Raw genomic sequence first — 19,656 nt, forward strand, 5'->3', positions numbered from 1 at the left:
ACTCTAACACCGTTCAATTTACTCTAACGTTGTTAGAGTTTGGGGTGTGGAGGTTTCAATGTCGGTGCAAAATGATGTTGTTGTGGTTGGCGGTGGCCCTGTAGGGATGTTGCTGGCCTCGGAGCTCGCGCTCGCGAAGGTCCGGGTCCGTGTGCTGGAGCAGCGGCGGACGCGCACCGAGCAATCGCGCGCGCTCACGGTGCACCCGAGGACCCTGGAGATCCTCGATCAGCGCGGGATCGTGGACCGCTTCCAGCGCCGGGGCGTGCCGATGCCGGCAGGGCATTTCGCGTGGCTCGACACGCCGCTCGATTTCTCGCGCCTCGACACGCGGCACCCGTACACGCTGTGGCTGGCCCAGGCGCAGACAGAGGCGCTCCTGGAGGAGCGGGCCCGCGAGCTGGGCGTCGACATCCAGCGCGGTCGCTCGGTCGTCGAGGTCGCGGAGAGGGAAGGCGAGGTCGCGCTGCGGGTCGAAGGCCCCGCGGGGCAGGCCGAGGAGCGCGCGCGTTACGTGGTGGGGTGCGACGGGGCGAGGAGCGTCGTACGACGCTCGATCGGCGTGGGGTTTCCGGGCACGGAGACGACGGTGACGGCCATCCTGGGCGACGTGGAGCTCGACGAGCCCCCGGCCAGGCCGTTCAGGCACACGTGCTCGCGCGGCTCCGTGCTGGCGGCCCCGCTTCCACCCGGCGATCACGAGGGCGTCTATCGCTTCGTCGTGTTCGATCCGCAACGGGCGCACGTGAGCACGTCCGAGCCGGTCACGCTCGAGGAGCTGCAGAGCGGCGTCGCGCGGATCGTCGGAAGGGACTTCCGGATGCGCAATCCACGGTGGCTGTCGCGCTTTGGCAATGCGACGCGGGCCGCCGAGCGGTACCGGCGCGGGCGGGTCCTCCTCGCGGGCGACGCGGCGCACATCCACTTTCCCGCCGGCGGTCAAGGGCTCAACGTCGGTCTGCAAGACGCGATGAACCTCGGATGGAAGCTGGCAGCCGAGGTGAACGGCTGGGCGCCGCCCCACCTCCTGGACAGCTATCATGCCGAGCGCCACCCCGTGGGCGTGGCCCTGGGGCGCAACACGGAGATCCAGACCAAGCTCGGCGACTTCTCGGAAGCGGGGCTGGCGCTCCGCCAGATGATGAGCGAGCTGCTCGCCATGGATCCCGTCAATCGGCGGATCTCCGGGATGATCAGCGCGCTCGACGTCGCGTATCCGGCCGGCGGGGCAGCGGAGGCGCACCCCTGGGTCGGCAGGCGGGCGCCCGATCGCGCGCTCGTGACGGACTCCGGCGCTTCGCGGCTGTACGAGCTGCTCCACACGGCCCGGTTCGTCCTGCTCGACCTCGCCGGCGCGGTCGATCTCCGGGAGGCAGGCGCGGCGTGGGGCGATCGCGTCGACGTCGTCCGCGCGACGGCCGCGCCGCAGAGCGATCTCGCCGCCGTCGATGCGGTCCTTGTGAGGCCGGACGGGCACGTCGCGTGGGCGAGCGACGCTGCCCGGCGGGCGACGCGCCTCGCCGATCTGAGGAGCGCGCTCGCGTCCTGGTGCGGGCCCGCGTGAGGCCGCGAGGGTCCACTCACACCTTCGGCTCGGAAGAGGTGGAGAAGGTGGAGCGCCGGCGCCGGTTCGCGCGATCAGCGCCCGCACGCTCCTGGGTTCGGCCTGGCGCGCCCCGACGCGAAGCGCTAGCGCCTGGTCAGGGTGCGCAGGGGCGCCCTCCCCGCCGGAAAGAAGCCTTTCACCCTGCGACGCGACGACCGCGAGCCACCTCGCACCGTCATGACCACGTCGACATCCTCGGGCCGAGGGAGCGGGTAGCGGCCGATTCGAGAGGAGACGTCCATGATGGATCCCGTTCGCGAGCTGAAGACCCGCGCCGAGCTCTTGCACAAGCAGCTCGCGTCGAACGACGCCAGGGCGCTCTCGCGCCTGCGCGCGCTGCCCGAGCTCGGGCGCGCCGACGAGGACGCGCTCGCCGCGGCCGTGGCCGGCATCCGCAGAAAGCACTGCCTCGCGGTGGTCGCGCGCGAGTGCGGCTTCTCGAGCTGGGAGCGCGCGCGCCTCGCCCTCGCGGGAGAGCCCGGCGCGCCCGAGCTCGGGACGCTGCTCTACGGCCGGGATGGCGGCGTGCTGCACCACTGGTTCGCGACCTACGAGGAGGCGCGCGCCCACGTCGAGGCGCTGCCAGAGGCGCCGCGCGGCTATCTCCTCGCGTACAGACACCACTTCTTCGTCGCCGATCGCGCGTTCGTCGCGTCGCTCGGGCTCGATCCCGACGACCCGGACTGGCAGGCGATCGGGTGGGACTGGGCACGGCCCGCCGATCTCGCCGCGCGGAGCCGCCTCTACGCAAAGCGGCTCGCCTCGATGCGGGGGTGGGCATGAGCGCCCCGGAGCTGCACCCGGACCTCACCGCCGCGCTCGAGGCAACGTTCCCGGGGCGCCCGGTCCAGGACGTGACCTCGCTCTCCGGCGGGTTCTCCGGCGCCGCGCTGATCGCGTTCGTCGTCGACGGCGCGCCGTACGTCGCGAAGCGCTTCGCGGTCGATCCGAGCGATCCGGAGCGCGCCGCGCGCGAGAGCGCGTGCATGCGCATCGCGTCCGAGCGCGGCGTCGCGCCGCGCCTGCACCACGCGGACGCGCGGACGGGCGTGACGATCATGGACCGCATCGCGGGGACACAGCTCCGCCCGACGCGCGATCCGGCGCAGATCGAGCGGGTCGCGGCGGCGTTGCGGCGGCTCCACGACGGTCCGCCGTTCCCGCGCAGCCCGTCGCGCATGGACTTCCTGCGCTCCCTCGACGCGCAGTGCGCCGCGCTCGGAGGCGCGGGCCTGCCAGCCGAGCTCGTGCGCACGGTCGTCGAGCTCGAGCGTGTGAGCGCGCCGCACGCGCACGCCGCCGCGTGTCATCGCGACCTCAACCCGAACAACGTGCTCGTGGCGGCCGAGCGCGTGTACTTCGTCGACTGGACCCACGCGGGCGCGGGAGATCCGTTCATCGATCTCGCGCAGCTCGGTGTCTTTGCGTGCCCGCGGCCGGAGCAGCGCGAGGCGCTGCTCGAGGCGTACCTCGGGAGGCCAGCGAGCGACGGCGAGCGCGCGCGGGCGGGCCTTGCGCGCGCCATCGCCCTCGCCTTCTACGCCGCGAGCTTCTTCTTCGTGGCAGCGCGCCTCGGCGGGCCGCCTCCTGAAGACGACGCGTCCCGCCCGCTCGCGGAGGTCCTCGCCGCGTTCGGCGCCGCGCCGGAGCGAACGCACCCCGGCGTCGTCGCCGCCGCCTTCCTGCGCGAGATGCGACAGGAAGCCCGGGCGCTCGACGTCCTGCGCGGCTGGCCATGACGTCACGCTGAAGGCATGGGCCGCGAACCCCCGACAAGGATCGCGACCCACCTCGATGCTGCCCAGCGCGCTCCGCGGCCAGGGTGACGCTGCCCGTCGGGCCGCGACCCGGCGGCTGGCAGCACGCCAGCAGTACATTCAGGAAGGCGCGGAGGCCCCTTGTGGGGACTCCTTGCCTTTTCTCGGGTGAAGCGCTCGAGCAGGCTGAGCTCGAGGTGCGCGCCACAGGAAGGCGCTCTGGCGTCGAAGGAACAATGACGCTTCTCCGTTCATGAAGACCGGGGCTTCCGCGAGGCAAGGTCCATTGGGCGGCGGTGCGTGGGATTGCGATGATTGCGCCAGGTGCATCGCGCGGATAGCGTGGGTGCATGAGGAGCTGGGAGCAGCAAGTCCAGGCCGCGGCCGCGACGCTCGGCATCGCCGCGCGGGGCCGCGACGCGGAGGGCCTCGTCGGGGGGCGCCGCGTCTCCGTGGAGCTCAGCGACATACAAGAGCATCCGTACGTCCGCGTCCATGGCTGGCTCCGGCCATCCCTCGATCTGGGCCTCGAGATGGGCCGCCGGCAGACGACCCTGGGCTTCGTGAACGCGGTCGTGACCGGCAGCGACGACCTCGACAGCGAGTTCTCGATCGCAGCGGATGACCCTTCCCGGACAGGGGATCTCTTCACCGTGGCGCTCCGCGAGCACCTCGTCGCCCTGCACCGCGCGTCCTACGAGCTCCGCGTCCACGACGGCGGTTGCACGCTCTCCGAGCCGTACGGCTCCACCGATGAGGCGTGGATCGTGCGCGCCGTCCACAGCGCCGCGCAGACCGTCGAGCTCCTCGACGATGCGCGCGTCGGCCTCCGCGCCGCCGCGTCGCTCGCTGGACACGCCGAGGCGCTCCGCGCGCTCGCCGCGGCGCGCGGCCTCGCCTTCGCGAGCGTTCCGCTCTCGGTCACGGGCCGGATCGAGGGGGGGCCGATCGAGATCGGCTCGGCGCGCGCGGCGCGCGACCGCCACCGGATCACCGCGCGCGCGAGCTTCGAGACCGAGCTCGGCCTTGGCCTCGCCGTCCGGCGCGAACGACTCTTCGACCGCCTCGGCACGATGCTGGGCGGGCAGGACATCGTCGTTGACGACGAGGCGTTCGATCGCCGCTTCCTCGTGCGTGTGGATCCGCGGCAGACCGACCGAACCCCCGCGCTGCTCGACCCCGGCGCCCGTGTGGCCCTCCTCGCCCTCGACGAGCGCGCTGGCCCCGTTACCATCGACGATCGCGGCGTGACCGTGGGACCGATCGCCCCCTCGATCGCGCCGGATACGATGGTGTGGGCCATCGACACGCTCGACGAGGTGCGCGCACGGATCGAGCGCAACCTCCTGCGTGGCCCCGGGGGCGGGCCCTACCGCTAGCGATGGCCGGGCCGAGGCGCAGGCTGCGACATTGACCCGCTCCTCGGTAGCGCACGCGTTGCGCCCGAGCGCCATGCCCCGCGCTTCTTTGATATACAAGCCAGGACGGAACCGAGGTGCGGATGAACGGTGACACGGATTACATGGCTGTCGTTGCGGAGAACCAGCAGCTGAAGCAGCGCATCCGGGAGCTGGAGGAGGCCGAGGAGGCGCGGGATCGCCTCCAGGCGGAGCTGCGCCAGAGCGAGGAGCATGCGCGCGTCTTTGTCACCTACAGCCCGGCTGCTGTGGCCATGTTCGACAAGGACATGCGCTACATCCTGGTCAGTCACCGCTGGCGGGAAGATTTCGGCATGAAGGAGCGGGACATCATCGGCCGATGTCATTACGATCTCTTCCCCGAGATCCCCGAGCACTGGAGGGCGATCCACCGGCGCTGCATCGCAGGGGCCTCGGAATCGAATGATGAAGAGCCCTTCCCGCGGGCCGACGGGAGCGTCGACTGGGTGCGCTGGAAGATCTTTCCCTGGTACAAGTCGACCGGCGAGATCGGCGGGATCATGCTGTTCACCGAGGTGATCACCGACCGGAAGCGGCTCGAGGATACGCTCCGGTTGCAGGCCAAGACGCTCCTGGAGCTGTCGACGCCCATCGTGCCCATCAGCCAGGGCGTCCTCGTGCTGCCGCTCGTGGGCGTGCTGGACGCGGCGCGGGCGCAGCAGATGATGGAGAACCTGCTGAGCAAGGTGGTCGAGCGGCAGGCGCGGGTGGCGATCATCGACGTCACCGGCGTCCCGCACATCGACGCGGCCTCGGCGAGCGCCCTCCTGCAGGTGGCGCGGGCGGTCCGGCTGATCGGGGCGCAGGTCGTCCTGACGGGCATCCGGCCGGAGGTGTCCCAGGCCATCGTCAGCCTCGACATCGATCTCGCCGGCGTCGTGACCCGTCGCGACCTGCAGAGCGCGATCTCGTTCGCGACCGGGATGAGCCTTTCGCCCGCGTCGACGTCCCAGCCTTGACGCAGCTTGCCCGGGGGCTGCTGCTGGAGCAGCACCCCCGCAGCACGCGCCTGCTGCTCCAGCAGCAAGGGCTTGTCCGGTATAACGGATCCGTGTCTTTTGAAGCGGACGTAAGCCTGGTACGCCGCATGCAGAACGCAGAACGCAGAACGCAGAGTGCAGAACGCAACCTGCAGCGGCGCAACGAGCGTCGAGCTGCTTTCCTGACAGAGTGCGCGGCGTGCGCCGCGTGCGGCTGAGTTTCCTTCGTTGCCGGGAGGCGTCGGGGCGTTCGCGCCCTCTCTGAACTCTCCCCCGGGACGGCGCGCTGGAGCGTGCGGGCGCGGTCACAAGGCCGAGCGCATCGATTGGTGCTTCCGCCCGACCTGCCCTGCTGGCCACGGTGAAGGATTGGTCCGCACAGTGCAATGCGTCAGGGCGATAGTCGATCTGAAGAAAGCCATGAAAGATCCAGTGATCGCGCTCGACGCGGTCTCATCCACCCTCGCGATCACGACCCTGACGAACGCCCTCCCGGGCGCGCCAGCCGTCGTGTGGCGTCGGGGCGCGACGCGCTGTAGGGGCGCCGCGCTCGCGGCGCTCTAGCTCGAAGGCCTCTCACATTCTCAGCACAGGAGCGGGCGCCTGGTCGGCGCGCGGCCTCGTGCGCCCTGGGCGCGGCTGCCCGGCGCCGATGGCCGCCGCGCGGCCGCGCGATCGCGCCATGGAGTCATCGTCATGAGCGTCTCATCCTCTCACCTCTCGCTGAAAGACGGCAAGAAGACCTCTCGATCGCGGCTGGTGCGCGACAAGCTCGATTACCCGGTGATCGACACCGATCTGCACACGATCGAGTTCGCGCCGATCCTCGAGGATTACATCGCGAAGTACGGCGGCGCGAAGTCCGTCGACGCGTTCCGCGACGCGATCAACCGGGGCTTCGGCTACCTGAGCAACGAGTGGTACGAGCTCACGCCCGAGCAGCGCGCGGCGCAGCGCTCGGTCCGCCCGCCGTGGTGGGCGCTGCCGACGAAGAACACCCTCGATCTCGCCACGGTGTCGCTGCCCAGGCTGCTTCACGAGCGGCTCGGCGAGTCGGGGACGGACTACGCGGTTCTCTTCCCGAACGTCTCCACGTTCGCCACCCACGTCGGCAAGGAGGACCTGCGCCGGGTGCTCATCCGCGCGGTCAACGCCTATCACGCCGACGTGTACCGGCCGTACGCCGACCGCCTCACGCCTGTCGCGGCCATCCCGCTGCACACGCCGGAGGAGGGCGTCGAAGAGCTCGAGTTCGCCGTGCGCGAGCTCGGCCTCAAGGTCGCCCTCATCCCGGGCAACCTCCGGCGGCCGATCCGGTCGGTGGCCGAGAAGTACCCGTCGCGGCACCACCCGGACGTCGCGCGGCACGCCAACTGGCTCGACACGTTCGGCGTCGACAGCGAGCACAACTACGACCCGTTCTGGGCCAAGGCCGTCGAGCTCAGGACGGTGCTGACCACCCACTCCGCCGGGATGGGGTGGACCAGCCGCAGCTCGGTCTCGAGCTACATGTACAACCACATCGGCCACTTCGCCTCCGCCTCCGAGGCGCTCGCGAAGTCGCTCTTCTTCAGCGGCGTGACCCGCCGGTTCCCCGATCTCCGCGTCGGCTTCCTCGAGGGAGGGGCGGCGTGGGGCGCGACGCTGTTCGCGGATCTGGTGGGGCACTGGGAGAAGCGCAACGGCAGGGCGGTCCAGAACTACAACCCCGATCTGATCGACGCGAAGCTGCTGTACGCGCTGTACCAGCAGTACGGCGGCGAGGAGGTCGGGGCGCGGCTCGGCGACATCCACGCTGTCCTCGGCGGGGCGCTCGGCGTCTCGAACAACTCGCGGAGGCAGCCGCAAGACCCGGGCGCGCTCGACGACTTCGCGGTGGCGGGCATCGAGCGGATCGAGGACATCCGCGACCGGTACGTGCCGAATTTCTACTTCGGCTCGGAGGCGGACGACCCCACGATCGCGTACGCGTTCAACACGAAGGTCAACCCGCTCGGCGTGCAGCTCAACGCCTTCTGGGCGTCGGACAGCGGCCACTGGGACGTGCCGGATCTGACCGAGGTCCTCGCGGACACCTGGAGCCTCGTCGAGCGCGGGGCGCTCACGGAGGCGAACTTCCGCGATCTCGTGTTCACCCACCCCTACAACTTCTTTGCCGGCAAGAACCCCGGCTTCTTCGCCGGGACCGCGGTCGAGCAGAAGCTGCGGAAGAGCAAGGCGGCCTGACGTGGAGCGTCGGGCGGGGCGACGGAAGCAGCCCCGCCCGACCGTAACTGTGAATCAACGAACCCCTCTGGATCCATTCATGCGTTTGCTCGACCGCTCAAGAACCGCCATATCATCGATCCTCGCGACGAGCCTCGTCCTTTGCGTGACGCAGGCGAGCGCGCAGAACCCGCCCGGCAGAGCCCAGGGCGAGCGTCCCGCGCCTGCGCCCGCCGGCGCGGCTCAGGCGCCTGCCGGCGCGGCCCCTGCGCCCGCCGGCGCGGCCCCTGCGGCTGCGGCGCCTGCTGGCGCAGCCCCCGCCGCGCCGGGCGCCGCGACCGCCGCTCCGGCTGCTCCCGGCGCCACCCCCGGCGCGCCGGACGCCGGCACCCCGCCCGCGGGCGACGCAGCCGCGGAGGCCTTCGTCGAGCCGGATCCCAACGCCGTCACGCGGGACGACCTGCAAGGGCTCGTCACCGACCTCGAGAACTTCAAGTTCCAGTGGCAGCGAGAGCGCGATCTCCACACCGCCCTCTCGACCCGCTCCCTCCTCGTCGGCGGCGTCATCCAGGCGCGCGTCGGATGGACGGAGCAGCCGGTGAACACGGCGACCTCGAACGATCGCAAGGTGACGTTCGACACGGGCGCCGCGACCCTCACGTTCAATGGCATCCTCTACAAGGACTACGAGGAAGGCCGCAACCTGACCTACTCGGTGCGCTTCGGCGCCTCGCCCCAGCAGGCGAGCAACAACAGCTTCCTCAACCTGCTGGACGCCCAGCTGGCGTACTCGGTGCTCCCCACCCTCGCCCCGGAGGACTGGGTCCTGCAGGTCACCCTGGGCCAGCAGCTCCTGCCCTTCGGGCTGGAGGTCCCCGCGAGCGAGGAGCTGAAGCCGGTGATCACCAACGCGCAGTTCACGACGAAGCTCGGGCTGAACCGGCGCGACCTCGGGCTCATCGTCCGCGGCGACGTGCTGCCGCAGGTGGACTACGGCTACAACTACCGGGCGCCCCTCCTCGCCTACGCGATCGGCATCATCAACGGGAGCGGGCCGAACACGCCCGACGACAACAGCGAGAAGGACATCATCGGCCGCCTCGCGTTCACCGTGCCGTCCGACTACAACTCCATCCTCCGCCAGATCACGCTCGGCGGGAGCGCGTACATCGGCTGGCAGAACACGTTCCTCAAGGACGAGAAGAAGACGCGGTCCGGCAAGGGCGTCAAGCGCCGCTTCGGCGGCGACGTCTACTACAACCACTATCCGATCGGCGTCACCTACGAGTTCATCTACGGCCAGGACGACGTGACGCTCGGGACGACGGCGGAGGACCCGCGGAAGACGAGGCAAACCAGCCTGTCGCACGTGGCGACCTTCTTCTACAACTGGGGCGAGCAGTTCCTGAAGGGCTACCGCAACCAGGGCCGCTACGACGACTGGTGGCCGAAGACCTACCAGCCGTTCCTCCGCATCGACCTCTTCGACCCCAGCACCGAGGTGCAAGAGAACCGGGTCGACGTGTACACGCTCGGCTTCAACGTCTTCTTCGCGGAGACGACGAAGTTCCAGCTCAACGTCAACCGTCGAGACGACCGCACGAGCACCGAGGGGGCCAAGCACGAGGTCCTAGCCCAACTCCAAGGCGCCTTTTGAGCGATGCTCGCCCGCTTCGGATACGGGCCCACCTCGACGTTTTCGGTGCTCGGCGTACGTGAGTACGCCTGCGCGCCGAAAACGCCGATCTGGGCCCGTCTCCTGTGCGGGCGAGCATCGCTCTGGCGGCGGTGGGACGACGGTATGCAGCGAATTGGGAGAAGAGATTTATGAGACGAGCTTTGATTTTTGTGCAGATACTGGTCGCGGTGATTTTGACGTTGTCGGCGCATGTGGCGCGGGCGGAGGCGCCTGGCGTCATCCGGGTGGCATTTGCGGGGGTGGGGATCGGGAACCGGCCGTTCGTCGGCGGTAGCAGCTTGAGCGTGGTGCACGCGCGGGGGCTCCTGGAGGAGGAGTTCAAGAAGGACAATATCAAGATCGAGTGGTCCTTCTTCAAGGGGGCCGGGCCCGCGGTCAACGAGGCGTACGCGAACCGGCTGCTCGACTTCGCGCTCCAGGGAGACCTGCCGTCGAGCATCGGCAGGGCAGGGGGGCTCAAGACCAAGCTCCTCGCGGGGGTGTCGACGAGGCAGCATACGTACCTCGCCGTCCCGGCGGACTCGTCGATCGCGTCGCTCGCGGACCTCAAGGGGAAGAAGGTCGCCCTCTTCAAGGGCACGAACCTGCAGCTCGCCGTCAACAAGATCCTCGCGGGAAGCGGGCTGTCGGAGCGCGATCTCCGGATCCTCAACATGGACAGCGCGACCGCGAAGGCGGCGCTGGCGACGAGGGACATCGACGCTGCCTTCGGCGGGTACGACCTGCTCACGCTCCAGGATCAGGGGGTCGCCAAGATCGTCTACTCGACGAAGAACGACTCGCCGGCCTACCTGCGGCACGCCCACCTGATCGTCACCGAGGACTTCGCGAACAAATATCCCGACATCACGAGGCGCGTCGTCAAGGTCGTCGTGCAGGCCGCCCACTGGATCGCGCAGAACGAGGCCAACCCGGCGCCGATCTACCAGCTCTGGTCCAAGTCGGGGGTGCCGTACTCGAACTTCAAGGCGGACCAGACGGGCGACTCGCTTAAGGTGCGCGCGAGCCCGCTGTTCGATGACTACCTGATCTCCCGCTACAAGGCGGCCGCCGCCGACGCGAAGCGGTTCGGCCTGATCAGGAACACGTTCGACGTCGACTCCTGGATCGATCTGCGGTTCCTGAACGCGGCGCTGAAGGAGCTGAACCTCGAGGGCTACTGGCCAGAGTTCGACGTGAACGGGAAGGTCAAGCACCCCGGGAGGTCATGAGAGGAGAGCGCGCGGCGAAGGGGCCTAGCGCAGGGGCGGAACGCCATGAGAGAAAGGCAACCAAGATGACGCAGCAGGGAATTCAAGAAAGCCAGACCCAGGCCGGCTACAAGCTCGCGGCGCCCGACGTGGCGCTGCCCGCGGGCGGCGCCTCCCGGCTCCTGTCGCGGAAGGTGGGCAACGTCGCCGTGGGGCTCGTCTTCCCGGCGGCGCTCCTCCTCGCGTGGAGCTACGCCTCGCAGCGCGAGCTGATCCCGGCGCAGATCCTGCCGGCGCCAGGGCTCGTCGTGCAGACGCTGACCGAGCTCGCGAGCTCGGGCGATCTGCACACGAACATCGCCATCAGCCTCGGTCGCGTCCTCGGCGGCTTCGCCGCGGGCGGCGCGGCGGGCCTCGCGCTCGGCATCGCGATGGGGCTCTCGCGGCGGATCGAGGAGCACGTCCACCCGCTCTTCAAGGCGCTCGCGCAGGTCCCCGCGCTCGCGTGGCTGCCGCTCGTCATGATGGTGGCGGGGATCGGCGAGTCGCTCAAGCTGATCCTCATCGCGCAGGCGAGCCTCATCCCCGTGGCGATCAACACGTTCGAGGGCATCAAGAACGTGCCGAGATCGTACATCGAGGTGGCCCGCGTCTTCCGCTTCAGCCATGCTCAGCTGCTCCGGAAGGTCGTGCTCCCCGCCGCGGTGCCGTCCATCGCCGTCGGCGTCCGTTACGGCCTGACGCAAGCGTGGCTGTCGCTGGTCACCGTCGAGCTCCTGGCCTCGTCCGAGGGCGTCGGGTTCCTGATCGTCTGGGGCCGCCAGCTGTTCCAGCTCGACGTGGTGCTCGCGGCGATCCTCGTCGTGGGGATCGTCGGGCTCGCGCTCGACAAGGGGCTCGAGGCGATCGAGGCCCGCCTCCTCCGCTGGCGGCGCGCCGCCCTGTAACACCTCACCGAAGACGCCCTGGTACACCTCGCCGAAGAACACACACGATGAGCGCCATCACCCATGCTCTGATCCAGCCGCGGCTGCGGCGCGGCCTGGTCCTGCCCGTCCTGCTGTTCGTCGCGTGGCTCGTGGTCTGCCGCTACGCGCTCGCCAACACCCGCATCCTGGTCCCGCCGCTCGCGGTCTGGAAGGCCGCGAGCGCGCTGCACGAGAGCGGCGATCTCTGGGCGCACCTGCGCGCCAGCCTCGCCCGGGATCTCCTTGGGCTCGCGCTCGGGATCGTCGCGGGCGGCGCCGTCGGCGGCCTGCTCGCCGTCTCGCGCACCGCCGACAAGCTGTTCTCACCGAGCTTCCACGCGGCGAAGCAGGTCGCGCTGTTCGCGTGGATCCCGCTCATGTCGGTGTGGCTCGGCGTGGGCGAGCAGGCGAAGATCGCCTTCATCGCGCTCTCCGCCTTCTACCCGGTCGTCGTGAACACCTATGAAGGCGTGCGCAGCGTCGGTGTCGAGCACATCGAGGTGGCGCGGGTGCTCCGCTTCTCGCGGTGGCAGATCCTCCGCAAGGTCATCCTGCCGTCCGCCGCGCCGTCGCTCTTCGCGGGCGTGCACCAGGGGCTCATCTACGCGTGGCTCGGCACGCTCGGGGCCGAGTACCTGCTCGAGCCCGCCCCCGGGATCGGCAGCCTGATGGTGGACGGGCGCGAGCGCTTCGCCATGGATGTCGTGCTGGTCGGGCTGATCGTGTCCGGCCTCGTGGGCTTCGGCCTGAACGCGCTGGCCAAGGCCGCGGAAGACCGCCTGTTGCGATGGCGCGTCCGCGGCGTGTGAACGCCGTCAACGTCGTCAACGTCTGATTCCGTCTGCTTCGTCTGCTTCGTCTGCTTCGTCTGCTTCGAGGAGGAACTCATGGGCTCGCCTGGAGTCATCAACATTCGCGATGTCAGCAAGAAATACGTGGTCAAGGACAAGCCCCTGGAGGTCCTCCGGGGGATCGGCCTGACCATTCACCCCGGCGAGTTCATCAGCGTCGTGGGCACGAGCGGTTGCGGTAAATCGACGCTCCTGCGGCTCCTCGTCGGGCTGGACGCCGACTACGAGGGCGACATCCTCGTCGGCGGCGCGCGCGTCGAGGGGACGAGCCTCGATCGGGGCATCGTCTTCCAGGAGCACCGGCTCTTCCCCTGGCTCACCATCGAGCAGAACGTCGCGCTCGGGCTGGAGAGCTCGGCGTGGACGCACGCCGAGAAGACGCGCGCGGTCGACGAGCACCTCGAGCTCGTGGGCCTGTCCGGGTTCAAGCGGGCGTACCCGCACCAGCTCTCCGGCGGGATGGCCCAGCGGGCGGCGATCGCGCGGGGGCTGGTCAACCGGCCGGGCATCCTGCTGCTCGACGAGCCGTTCGGCGCGCTCGACGCGCTGACCCGCGCGAAGCTGCAGCAGGAGCTCCAGCGCATCTGGCAGGAGGAGAAGATCACCATGATCCTCGTCACGCACGACGTCGAGGAGGCGGTGTTCCTCGGTGATCGCGTCGTCGTGCTCGAGCCGCGGCCCGGGAGGATCAAGCGCGTCGTCCCCGTCAGCGCGCCGCGCCCGAGGTCCCGCACCGATCACGAGATCAAGGCCCTCGTCGACGAGGTGCGCGGCTACCTCCTCGAGGCCTAGCGCGACGGATCGAGGCGCAGCGTGACGGAAGGCCCGAAGCCATCCGGGACAGCCGGTGAGGCCGCGCCAGAGAAAGATCTCTGGCGCATGGCAGGACCATCCGTTATAATGGACGAACCATCCGCTATCATGGTGAGTAAAGCCCGATGACGATGCCCTTGCTCACGCTTCCCAACACGAGCTCGCCGGCCCTTTCTGTGCGCGCCAAGGCCCTTGTCTTCGAGGATCCACGCTCGCAGGCGATCCTCGAGCGGATCCGGCAGCTCTCGCCGAGCGACGCGACGTTGCTCGTGACGGGGGAGACCGGCACGGGCAAGGAGATCGTGGCCCGTCACATCCACGCGTTGAGCCACCGGCGGGGGCGGCCCTTCGTGGCGGTCAATTGCGGCGCCTGGTCGGAGTCCCTCGTCGAGAGCGAGCTGTTCGGCCACGAGAAGGGCGCCTTCACGGGGGCGACGAACTCGAAGGCCGGGTGGTTCGAGGCCGCGGACGGCGGGACGCTGTTCCTCGACGAGATCGGGGATCTGTCGCTGCCGCTCCAGGTCAAGCTGCTCCGCGTGCTGCAGGAGCGCGAGGTGGTGCGGCTCGGCTCGCGCCAGCCGATCCCGATCGACGTGCGGCTCATCGCGGCGACCAACGTGAACCTGGAGGAGGCGGTGATCGCGCGGAAGTTCCGCGAGGATCTCTTCTACCGGCTCAACGTGGCGACGCTGGCGCTCCCGCCGCTGCGCGAGCGGCCGGGCGACATCCTCCCGCTGGCGCGCTACTTCCTCGATCTCTACGCGCACCGGCTCGGCTCGGAGCCCGCCGTGCTCACGGCGGAGGCGACGGCGCGGCTCCTCGGGCACCCGTGGCCCGGGAACATCCGGGAGATCGAGAACGCGATGCACCACGCGCTCCTGGTCTGCAAAGGCCAGGAGGTCACCCCGGCGGATCTGCGCCTCACGGCGCTCCTGCCGAAAGCGGGGGCCAGCATTCCTCCGCCGGAGCAGGGGGCGACGGACGCCGTGTCGCAGGTCAGGCCGACGCCGCAGGCGACGGCGCTGGAGGGCGCGCTGCTCGCGCTGTTCGAGCAGAACCTGCCGAACCTGCACGAGCAGATCGAGGAGACGATCATCCGGACGGCGTACCGCTACTGCGATCGCAACCAGCTCCAGACGGCGAGGCTGCTCGGCATCAGCAGGAACATCGTGCGCGCGCGGCTCGCGCAGTTCGGGGAGCTGGCGCGCTACCGGGCGTCGCGCGGCGGGGCGGCGGCCGCCGCGTTCGGGCGAGGGGAGGCGAGCCCCGCGCCGCGCGCCCCGGGGACGACCTGAGCGAACGCTGCGCGCGCGTCAGCTCGGCTGTGCGGGGTACGTGGGCTCGGTGAGGCGAGCGAGGCCGGCGGGGGCGCCTCAGGAGCGCGAGGGGGAGGCCGGCCGGGGGCGACCCGGCGTGCGGGGGCGAGCCCTCGCGCCCGGGGCCTTCATCCCGAGGGCCTCTCGCACCGTCGTGGCCGTGGCCGCCTGCGCGATCCACCGATCGAGCTTCGCCGCGTCCGCGCAGGCTCGGATGCGCGCCTCGTCGTCCTGCGAGGGGGAGAGCCCGCGTGCCCGCAACAGCGTGAGCAGCGCGTCTTGACGGCCCTTGGCCTCGCCTTCGGCTCGGCCCTTGGCCTCGCCCTCGGCTCGGCCCTTCTTCCGTCCCTGTGCTTCGAGGAAGAGGCGGAGCTTCCGGGCAGCGGGTGTCTCCGGGATCTTGTCGGGATTCATCGATGCCTCTCTGAGGAGCTCCAGCATCCGCTCGCTGAGCACGGAGAGGATCGCACGCTGCTGGGCCCGTCGCAACGCGCGTGGCAATCGCTCGGTCAGCTCGAACGCGCGCTCGACGACGGCGCGCGCCGCAGGCCCATGGCGGTGCTGCATGGCCCAGGCCGCGAAGAGCGCGAGCTCCGGGTGGCGCTCGTCGAGCAACGCCTTGCCCTCGGCGTGGCCGAGGTGGAGCACGACCGGCTTGAGCTGGAGCACGGTCCCGAGGCGCGTCCGCACGCACGCCACGCGCTCGGCCCAGCGGGCGACGGCGCGGCGCGCGGTGATGACGATCACGTCGCCGAGCGCGCCGGTCTGACTGAAGAGCAGGCTGGCCGCGAGGGGCCACCGGCGGCGCTTGGCCGGATCGACGCTGCGCTGCAGCTCGACCAGGACCCAGCGGCGCCGGCCGCCATGAAGGACGAGATCGAGCCGCAGCTCCGCCGGCTTCACGAAGCGGAGCGTGGCGTCGGCGGGCTTGAGGCGTCGCGGCAGCCGCACGCCGGTGAGCTTGGAGACGAGCGCGCCGAGCAACCCCGGCTGCTCACGCAATGCGACGATCAAAACCTCGTGCGGTGTGCTCGGCACGGCGCGTGACTACGCCGAAAGGGTGGTGAGCGGCCAAGTTCTGCTCGTCTCCCGCGCCCACCTTACTCCAGCGCATCGGAGGCACGCAGAAATCCAAATGGCCGCGTCGACCGACGCGGAATGAGTCAATTCATCAACGCCACGCCTGCCTCGCCGGACGCGCAACGCTTGATTGAAGACGCGCTGGTGACGTCGACAAGGCGCGTCCCATCACCCGCTCTCCTCGGCTCCCAGCTCCCCAGCTCCGCTCCCTCCAGGGCCCGCGGCGCGGGCTCAAGCGTGGCTCGCGCGCGTGGAGGGCTGCTCGGTCCTTGCCTCGATCCAGCGCTCCAGATCGGCGCGCGATGTCACGCCGCTGCGGCGATCGATCTCTCGCCCTCCGCTGAAGAGCACGAAGGTGGGCACCCCCTGGATGCGCCGGCGCCCGGCTTCCGCGGGGTCGGCGTCGGTGTCGAGCTTGAGGACCAGCACCTTGCCCGCGTTCCTGCGGCCGAGCTCGTCGAGGGCCGGCGCGACGACACGGCACGGGCCGCACCAGGTGGCCCAGTAGTCGATAAGGACGGGGACAGGAGAGCTCGCAATCGCCTGTTCGAGCGCGGCCCCGTCCACCGGCTGCGGAGCGCCCGTCGTGTCGAGGTGAGCCTTGCAGCGGCCACAGACCGGCCGATCCTTGACCCTCTGGTCCGCAACCCGGTTGATCGAGCCGCAACGGCCGCAACGGTAGATAGCCATGCTCCTTCTCCTTGCCGTCGCCGCGTGCCGCGGCATTGGGAGCAACTTGGGTCCGGCGTACGCCTTGGCAACCAGGGGGCGTGTCGGCCGCGCGGCGGACGCGGCGGTCGGCGAGCGGGCTACCGCGGCGGTGCTTCGCAGGCCCGTCGCGTCACCTCGTGGCGGTAGTCGAACATCCGCTCCAGCTTGCGCCGGACGAAGAGGCCGCCGCCGAGCCGGCCGATCGCGCCGAGCGGGAGCTCGTACTCCACGCGGTCCGTGAGGTGGCAGCCGCCCGAGCCGTCGGGGTCCATGCGGTGCGTGTGCACCCAGCGCTTGAACGGCCCGCTGCGCTGCGTGTCCTGGAACATCCGGCCCCGCTCGTACTGCGTGTGCTCCGCGACCCAGCGCAGCGGGACGGGGCCGACGCGCGTCTCCACGACCACGCGCGCGCCGACGAGGATGCCGCCCGTCTTCTCCAGCACGCGCGCGTGCTCCCAGGGGGGCGTGAGGCGCTCGAGGGCGTCAGGCTCCTCGTGGAAGGCGAAGACCCGCTCGGGGGGCGCGGCGATGCGCGTGCGCTTCTCGAAGGTGGGCATGCGCGAGCATGGATCGCGTCACGCCGCTCTTCGAGGAGCGCACGCGCATCACCGCCGCTCCTGGCGGCCTATGGACGTGGCATCAGAACGCCCACGACCAGGTGATCGCGGCGGGCTCGGGGGGCGGGCCGGGCATCACGCCGGCCGCGTACCTGGCCTCGCTCGGCCGGATCGGGTGGACGGCCGCGATCGCGAAGCCCGTCACGTGGCCCAGGATCATGCCGGCGCCGACGTCCTGCCACGAGTGCGCGCCGGCGCCGATCCGCAGCGCCATCGTCACCACCGTGGCCGCCTCGGCGAGGGCGAGCGCGCCGAGGCGCGGCGCGGCGTCGCCGGTCGTGCGCAGCGCCAGGTTCAGGCGCGCGCCCGCGATGGCGGCCACCGGGGTCGTGTGACCCGAGGGGAAGGCGTCGAAATCGAGGTCGGTCTCGCCGCACCGATCGGTCCGCCACGAGCGCGGCCGGCACCGGCCCGACAGGCGCTTGATCACGTTCGATAGGCCGGTCGACAGCGCTACAGCCTCGACCTCGATGAGCGATGTCCTGAGCGCCCGCGCGTAGGGGCGGCGGATGCCGGCGCCCGCGAGGTAGCTGCCCTCGAGGGCGTACCCGCCGCCGAGGAGGAGCAGCGTGCCCGCCGCGGCGCCGGTGATGTCGCTGGCGAGGCCGATCGCGTCGTTGCGCTCCTCGCTCGAGGCGGCGCCCCACCCGGAGCGCCGCTGGGGGAGCAGGTACGTCGCGAGCGACGCCGTGCAGGCCGCGGCGAGGGCCGCCTCGCCGCCCGGCGCGCCGAACGCCCAGTCCGGGGCCGCCGGCCCCGCCTGCGCGGCGGCGGGCGCGCTCCACGCCAGCGCGCACGCGCAGGCGAGCGGCCCGGCGTACCTCACGGCTTCTTCGCTGCGGCGGGCGCGGCGGGCTTCGCAGCCTGGGGCGCGGCGGGCGCCGCCGGCTTGCTGGCCGCCGGTCCGGCCGCCACGCCTTTCGCCTTCTGCACGATGACCTCACCGAGCTGCAACGCCGAGAGCTGCTCTCCGACAGCGCCGGCGTCCCCCACCAGGACGACCCGGAGCTGCTCGGGCACGAGGTACTTCTGCGCGACCCGCTGCACGTCCGCGGGCGTGATCCGCTGGAGCCTCGCCGGTCGCGTCGCGTACTCGTCGAGCGGCAGCTCGTAGACCGCGAGGCCCGCCATCGTCGACGCTGTCGCGTCCGCCGTCTCGAAGCGCGCCGGCAGCTGGCGGATGAGGTTCGCCTTGGCGTCCGCGAGCTCCTCGTTCGTGACGGGCTCCCTCCGCATCCGGTCGATCTCCGCGAAGATCTCCCGCACGGCGGGGCCCGTGTTCTCCCGCACGATGGCGCCGCCCGCGGAGAACGGGCCCGCTCCGTGGCGCATGTCGAAGCCGGAGCGCGCGCCGTAGGTGTAGGCGTGCTTCTCGCGCAGGTTCAGGTTGAGCCGGCTCGAGAACTGCCCGCCGAGGAGGGTGTTCATCACGAGCAGCGCGTCGTAGTCCGCCGTCGCGCGCGGCACGCCCGGAAGCGCCACCGTCACCGTCGACTGCGTGAGCCCTGGCCGGTCGACGACGACGACGCGCGGCGCGCCCGCGGCGAGCGCCGGCGGATCGGCGGGGATCGCCGCCTTCGCGGGGGCGGGCGGCGCGGAGGCCGGGCCCTTCCAGGCGCCGAAGACCCGCTCCACCTCCTTCACCGCGTCGGCCTTGGTGATGTCCCCGGCGATGGCGACGGTCGTCAGCTCCGGCCGGAACTGCGCGGCGTGGAACTTCGCCAGGGCGCCCACCGTGATCTTCTTCAGCGCCGCCTCGGTGCCGATCAGCGGCGCGCTGTACGGGTGGCCCTCGGGGTAGAGGACCTGGGCCTGGGCGATGGAGAGGAGCGACGCGGGGCGGTCGTTCATCTCGGCGAGCTGGGTGATGCGGCGCGACCGCTCGCGCTCGATCTCCGCCGGCGCGAAGGCCGGGTTCATGTACGCGTCGCCGAGCAGCGTGAGCATCTCCCCGAACCGCGGCGTCACGCTCTGGCCCTGCACGCCGCCGCCGTCGAAGCCGACCGCGGACGAGAAGCTCGCGCCGAGCTTGCCGAGCGCGTCGCTGAGCGAAAGCGCGCTGCGGGTCCTGGTGCCCTGCATGAGCATCGCGCCCGCGAACGCGCCGACGCCAGGCTCGGCCTGGTCGGCGCCGCGGACGGTCGTCACGTCCACGGCCACGATCGGCAGCTCGTGCCGCTCCACGACGAGGACGCGGATCCCGTTCGCGAGCTTCGCCTCCTCGATCCGCGGCGGCTGGAAGACCACCTCCGGCCCGGGGGGAGGCGGCGATTTGCGGAAGTCGTCCGCCGGGGCGGCGGCGGGCGGCGCCGCGGCGGGGGGCGGCGCGCCAGGGGGCGCGGGGGGCGGCGTCGACGTGACCGGAGCGCAGGCGGCGAGCGCCACGGCTGCGAGCGAGGCGGAGACGGTTCGTTTCATGCGCAT

18 protein-coding genes are annotated in these 19,656 nt (G+C 70.9%); 13 read left to right on the forward strand and 5 right to left on the reverse strand.

All coding sequences use genetic code 11. The annotated features are described in order from the left end of the window. Nucleotides 1-58 precede the first annotated feature (58 nt). The 13 genes from WMF22_RS07175 (at nucleotide 59) to WMF22_RS07235 (ending at nucleotide 14,803) form a co-directional block, all read left to right on the forward strand. Nucleotides 59-1,564, forward strand: coding sequence for an FAD-dependent monooxygenase (locus tag WMF22_RS07175; protein WP_438035277.1), 1,506 nt, complete (start codon nucleotides 59-61; stop codon nucleotides 1,562-1,564). A 282-nt stretch (nucleotides 1,565-1,846) separates the two neighbouring features. Further along, nucleotides 1,847-2,389 (forward strand): hypothetical protein, encoded by a 543-nt coding sequence (locus WMF22_RS07180; protein ID WP_437298373.1) that lies wholly within the window; start codon nucleotides 1,847-1,849, stop codon nucleotides 2,387-2,389. Next, complete coding sequence (locus tag WMF22_RS07185; protein ID WP_438035278.1) at nucleotides 2,386-3,345, forward strand: phosphotransferase; 960 nt, start codon at nucleotides 2,386-2,388, stop codon at nucleotides 3,343-3,345. Before WMF22_RS07180 ends, WMF22_RS07185 begins: the two co-directional genes overlap by 4 nt. Nucleotides 3,346-3,713: 368 nt before the next feature. Next, complete coding sequence (locus tag WMF22_RS07190) at nucleotides 3,714-4,742, forward strand: hypothetical protein (RefSeq protein ID WP_437298375.1); 1,029 nt, start codon at nucleotides 3,714-3,716, stop codon at nucleotides 4,740-4,742. Between the two features lie 122 nt (nucleotides 4,743-4,864). After that, a complete protein-coding gene (locus tag WMF22_RS07195) occupies nucleotides 4,865-5,761 on the forward strand; it encodes an STAS domain-containing protein (protein WP_437298376.1) in 897 nt (298 codons plus the stop codon). 441 nt (nucleotides 5,762-6,202) lie between these two features. Beyond that, nucleotides 6,203-6,346 (forward strand): hypothetical protein, encoded by a 144-nt coding sequence (locus WMF22_RS07200; RefSeq protein ID WP_438035279.1) that lies wholly within the window; start codon nucleotides 6,203-6,205, stop codon nucleotides 6,344-6,346. Between the two features lie 132 nt (nucleotides 6,347-6,478). Beyond that, nucleotides 6,479-8,008 (forward strand): amidohydrolase family protein, encoded by a 1,530-nt coding sequence (locus tag WMF22_RS07205; RefSeq protein ID WP_437298378.1) that lies wholly within the window; start codon nucleotides 6,479-6,481, stop codon nucleotides 8,006-8,008. Between the two features lie 79 nt (nucleotides 8,009-8,087). Next, entirely contained in the window at nucleotides 8,088-9,644 is a 1,557-nt protein-coding gene (locus WMF22_RS07210; protein WP_438035280.1) for a hypothetical protein, read from the forward strand. 170 nt (nucleotides 9,645-9,814) lie between these two features. After that, nucleotides 9,815-10,897, forward strand: a complete 1,083-nt coding sequence (locus tag WMF22_RS07215; RefSeq protein WP_438035281.1) for an ABC transporter substrate-binding protein — start codon at nucleotides 9,815-9,817, stop codon at nucleotides 10,895-10,897. A gap of 65 nt (nucleotides 10,898-10,962) precedes the next feature. Continuing rightward, entirely contained in the window at nucleotides 10,963-11,823 is an 861-nt protein-coding gene (locus WMF22_RS07220) for an ABC transporter permease (RefSeq protein ID WP_437550503.1), read from the forward strand. Nucleotides 11,824-11,870: 47 nt separating this feature from the next. Next, nucleotides 11,871-12,653: an ABC transporter permease gene (locus WMF22_RS07225; protein WP_438035282.1), complete on the forward strand. Its 783-nt coding sequence runs from the start codon at nucleotides 11,871-11,873 to the stop codon at nucleotides 12,651-12,653. 78 nt (nucleotides 12,654-12,731) lie between these two features. Continuing rightward, nucleotides 12,732-13,487 (forward strand): ABC transporter ATP-binding protein, encoded by a 756-nt coding sequence (locus WMF22_RS07230; protein ID WP_437298383.1) that lies wholly within the window; start codon nucleotides 12,732-12,734, stop codon nucleotides 13,485-13,487. 152 nt (nucleotides 13,488-13,639) lie between these two features. Further along, entirely contained in the window at nucleotides 13,640-14,803 is a 1,164-nt protein-coding gene (locus tag WMF22_RS07235) for a sigma-54 interaction domain-containing protein (protein ID WP_437301538.1), read from the forward strand. 78 nt (nucleotides 14,804-14,881) lie between these two features. Here WMF22_RS07235 and WMF22_RS07240 read toward each other — a convergent pair whose 3' ends face one another. From WMF22_RS07240 to WMF22_RS07260, 5 genes are all read right to left on the reverse strand, one after another. Next, the gene (locus tag WMF22_RS07240) at nucleotides 14,882-15,826 is read right to left on the reverse strand and encodes a hypothetical protein (RefSeq protein WP_438035283.1); all 945 of its coding nucleotides are present in this window, start codon (nucleotides 15,824-15,826) and stop codon (nucleotides 14,882-14,884) included. A 309-nt stretch (nucleotides 15,827-16,135) separates the two neighbouring features. Continuing rightward, nucleotides 16,136-16,594, reverse strand: a complete 459-nt coding sequence (locus WMF22_RS07245) for a thioredoxin family protein (RefSeq protein WP_438035284.1) — start codon at nucleotides 16,592-16,594, stop codon at nucleotides 16,136-16,138. Nucleotides 16,595-16,713: 119 nt separating this feature from the next. Then, on the reverse strand, nucleotides 16,714-17,172 hold the full coding sequence (locus tag WMF22_RS07250) for an SRPBCC family protein (RefSeq protein ID WP_437298385.1): 459 nt from the start codon (nucleotides 17,170-17,172) through the stop codon (nucleotides 16,714-16,716). 82 nt (nucleotides 17,173-17,254) lie between these two features. Further along, nucleotides 17,255-18,058, reverse strand: a complete 804-nt coding sequence (locus WMF22_RS07255; RefSeq protein WP_437298386.1) for a phosphatase PAP2 family protein — start codon at nucleotides 18,056-18,058, stop codon at nucleotides 17,255-17,257. Then, nucleotides 18,055-19,650, reverse strand: a complete 1,596-nt coding sequence (locus tag WMF22_RS07260; RefSeq protein WP_438035285.1) for a M16 family metallopeptidase — start codon at nucleotides 19,648-19,650, stop codon at nucleotides 18,055-18,057. The genes WMF22_RS07255 and WMF22_RS07260 overlap by 4 nt, the downstream gene beginning before the upstream one ends. Nucleotides 19,651-19,656 lie beyond the last annotated feature (6 nt).

Origin of the sequence: Sorangium sp. So ce204 (assembly GCF_051526795.1) — a bacterium.
In the GTDB taxonomy this organism is placed as follows: Bacteria; Myxococcota_A; Polyangia; order Polyangiales; family Polyangiaceae; genus Sorangium; species Sorangium cellulosum_B.

Bases quoted from the DNA above. Each gene is read 5' to 3' on its own strand.
- WMF22_RS07175 (WP_438035277.1), top strand. From the start codon at position 59: ATGTCGGTGCAAAATGATGTTGTTGTGGTTGGCGGTGGCCCTGTAGGG.
- WMF22_RS07180 (WP_437298373.1), top strand. From the start codon at position 1,847: ATGATGGATCCCGTTCGCGAGCTGAAGACCCGCGCCGAGCTCTTGCAC.
- WMF22_RS07185 (WP_438035278.1), top strand. From the start codon at position 2,386: ATGAGCGCCCCGGAGCTGCACCCGGACCTCACCGCCGCGCTCGAGGCA.
- WMF22_RS07190 (WP_437298375.1), top strand. From the start codon at position 3,714: ATGAGGAGCTGGGAGCAGCAAGTCCAGGCCGCGGCCGCGACGCTCGGC.
- WMF22_RS07195 (WP_437298376.1), top strand. From the start codon at position 4,865: ATGAACGGTGACACGGATTACATGGCTGTCGTTGCGGAGAACCAGCAG.
- WMF22_RS07200 (WP_438035279.1), top strand. From the start codon at position 6,203: ATGAAAGATCCAGTGATCGCGCTCGACGCGGTCTCATCCACCCTCGCG.
- WMF22_RS07205 (WP_437298378.1), top strand. From the start codon at position 6,479: ATGAGCGTCTCATCCTCTCACCTCTCGCTGAAAGACGGCAAGAAGACC.
- WMF22_RS07210 (WP_438035280.1), top strand. From the start codon at position 8,088: ATGCGTTTGCTCGACCGCTCAAGAACCGCCATATCATCGATCCTCGCG.
- WMF22_RS07215 (WP_438035281.1), top strand. From the start codon at position 9,815: ATGAGACGAGCTTTGATTTTTGTGCAGATACTGGTCGCGGTGATTTTG.
- WMF22_RS07220 (WP_437550503.1), top strand. From the start codon at position 10,963: ATGACGCAGCAGGGAATTCAAGAAAGCCAGACCCAGGCCGGCTACAAG.
- WMF22_RS07225 (WP_438035282.1), top strand. From the start codon at position 11,871: ATGAGCGCCATCACCCATGCTCTGATCCAGCCGCGGCTGCGGCGCGGC.
- WMF22_RS07230 (WP_437298383.1), top strand. From the start codon at position 12,732: ATGGGCTCGCCTGGAGTCATCAACATTCGCGATGTCAGCAAGAAATAC.
- WMF22_RS07235 (WP_437301538.1), top strand. From the start codon at position 13,640: ATGCCCTTGCTCACGCTTCCCAACACGAGCTCGCCGGCCCTTTCTGTG.
- WMF22_RS07245 (WP_438035284.1), bottom strand. From the start codon at position 16,594: ATGGCTATCTACCGTTGCGGCCGTTGCGGCTCGATCAACCGGGTTGCG.
- WMF22_RS07250 (WP_437298385.1), bottom strand. From the start codon at position 17,172: ATGCCCACCTTCGAGAAGCGCACGCGCATCGCCGCGCCCCCCGAGCGG.
- WMF22_RS07260 (WP_438035285.1), bottom strand. From the start codon at position 19,650: ATGAAACGAACCGTCTCCGCCTCGCTCGCAGCCGTGGCGCTCGCCGCC.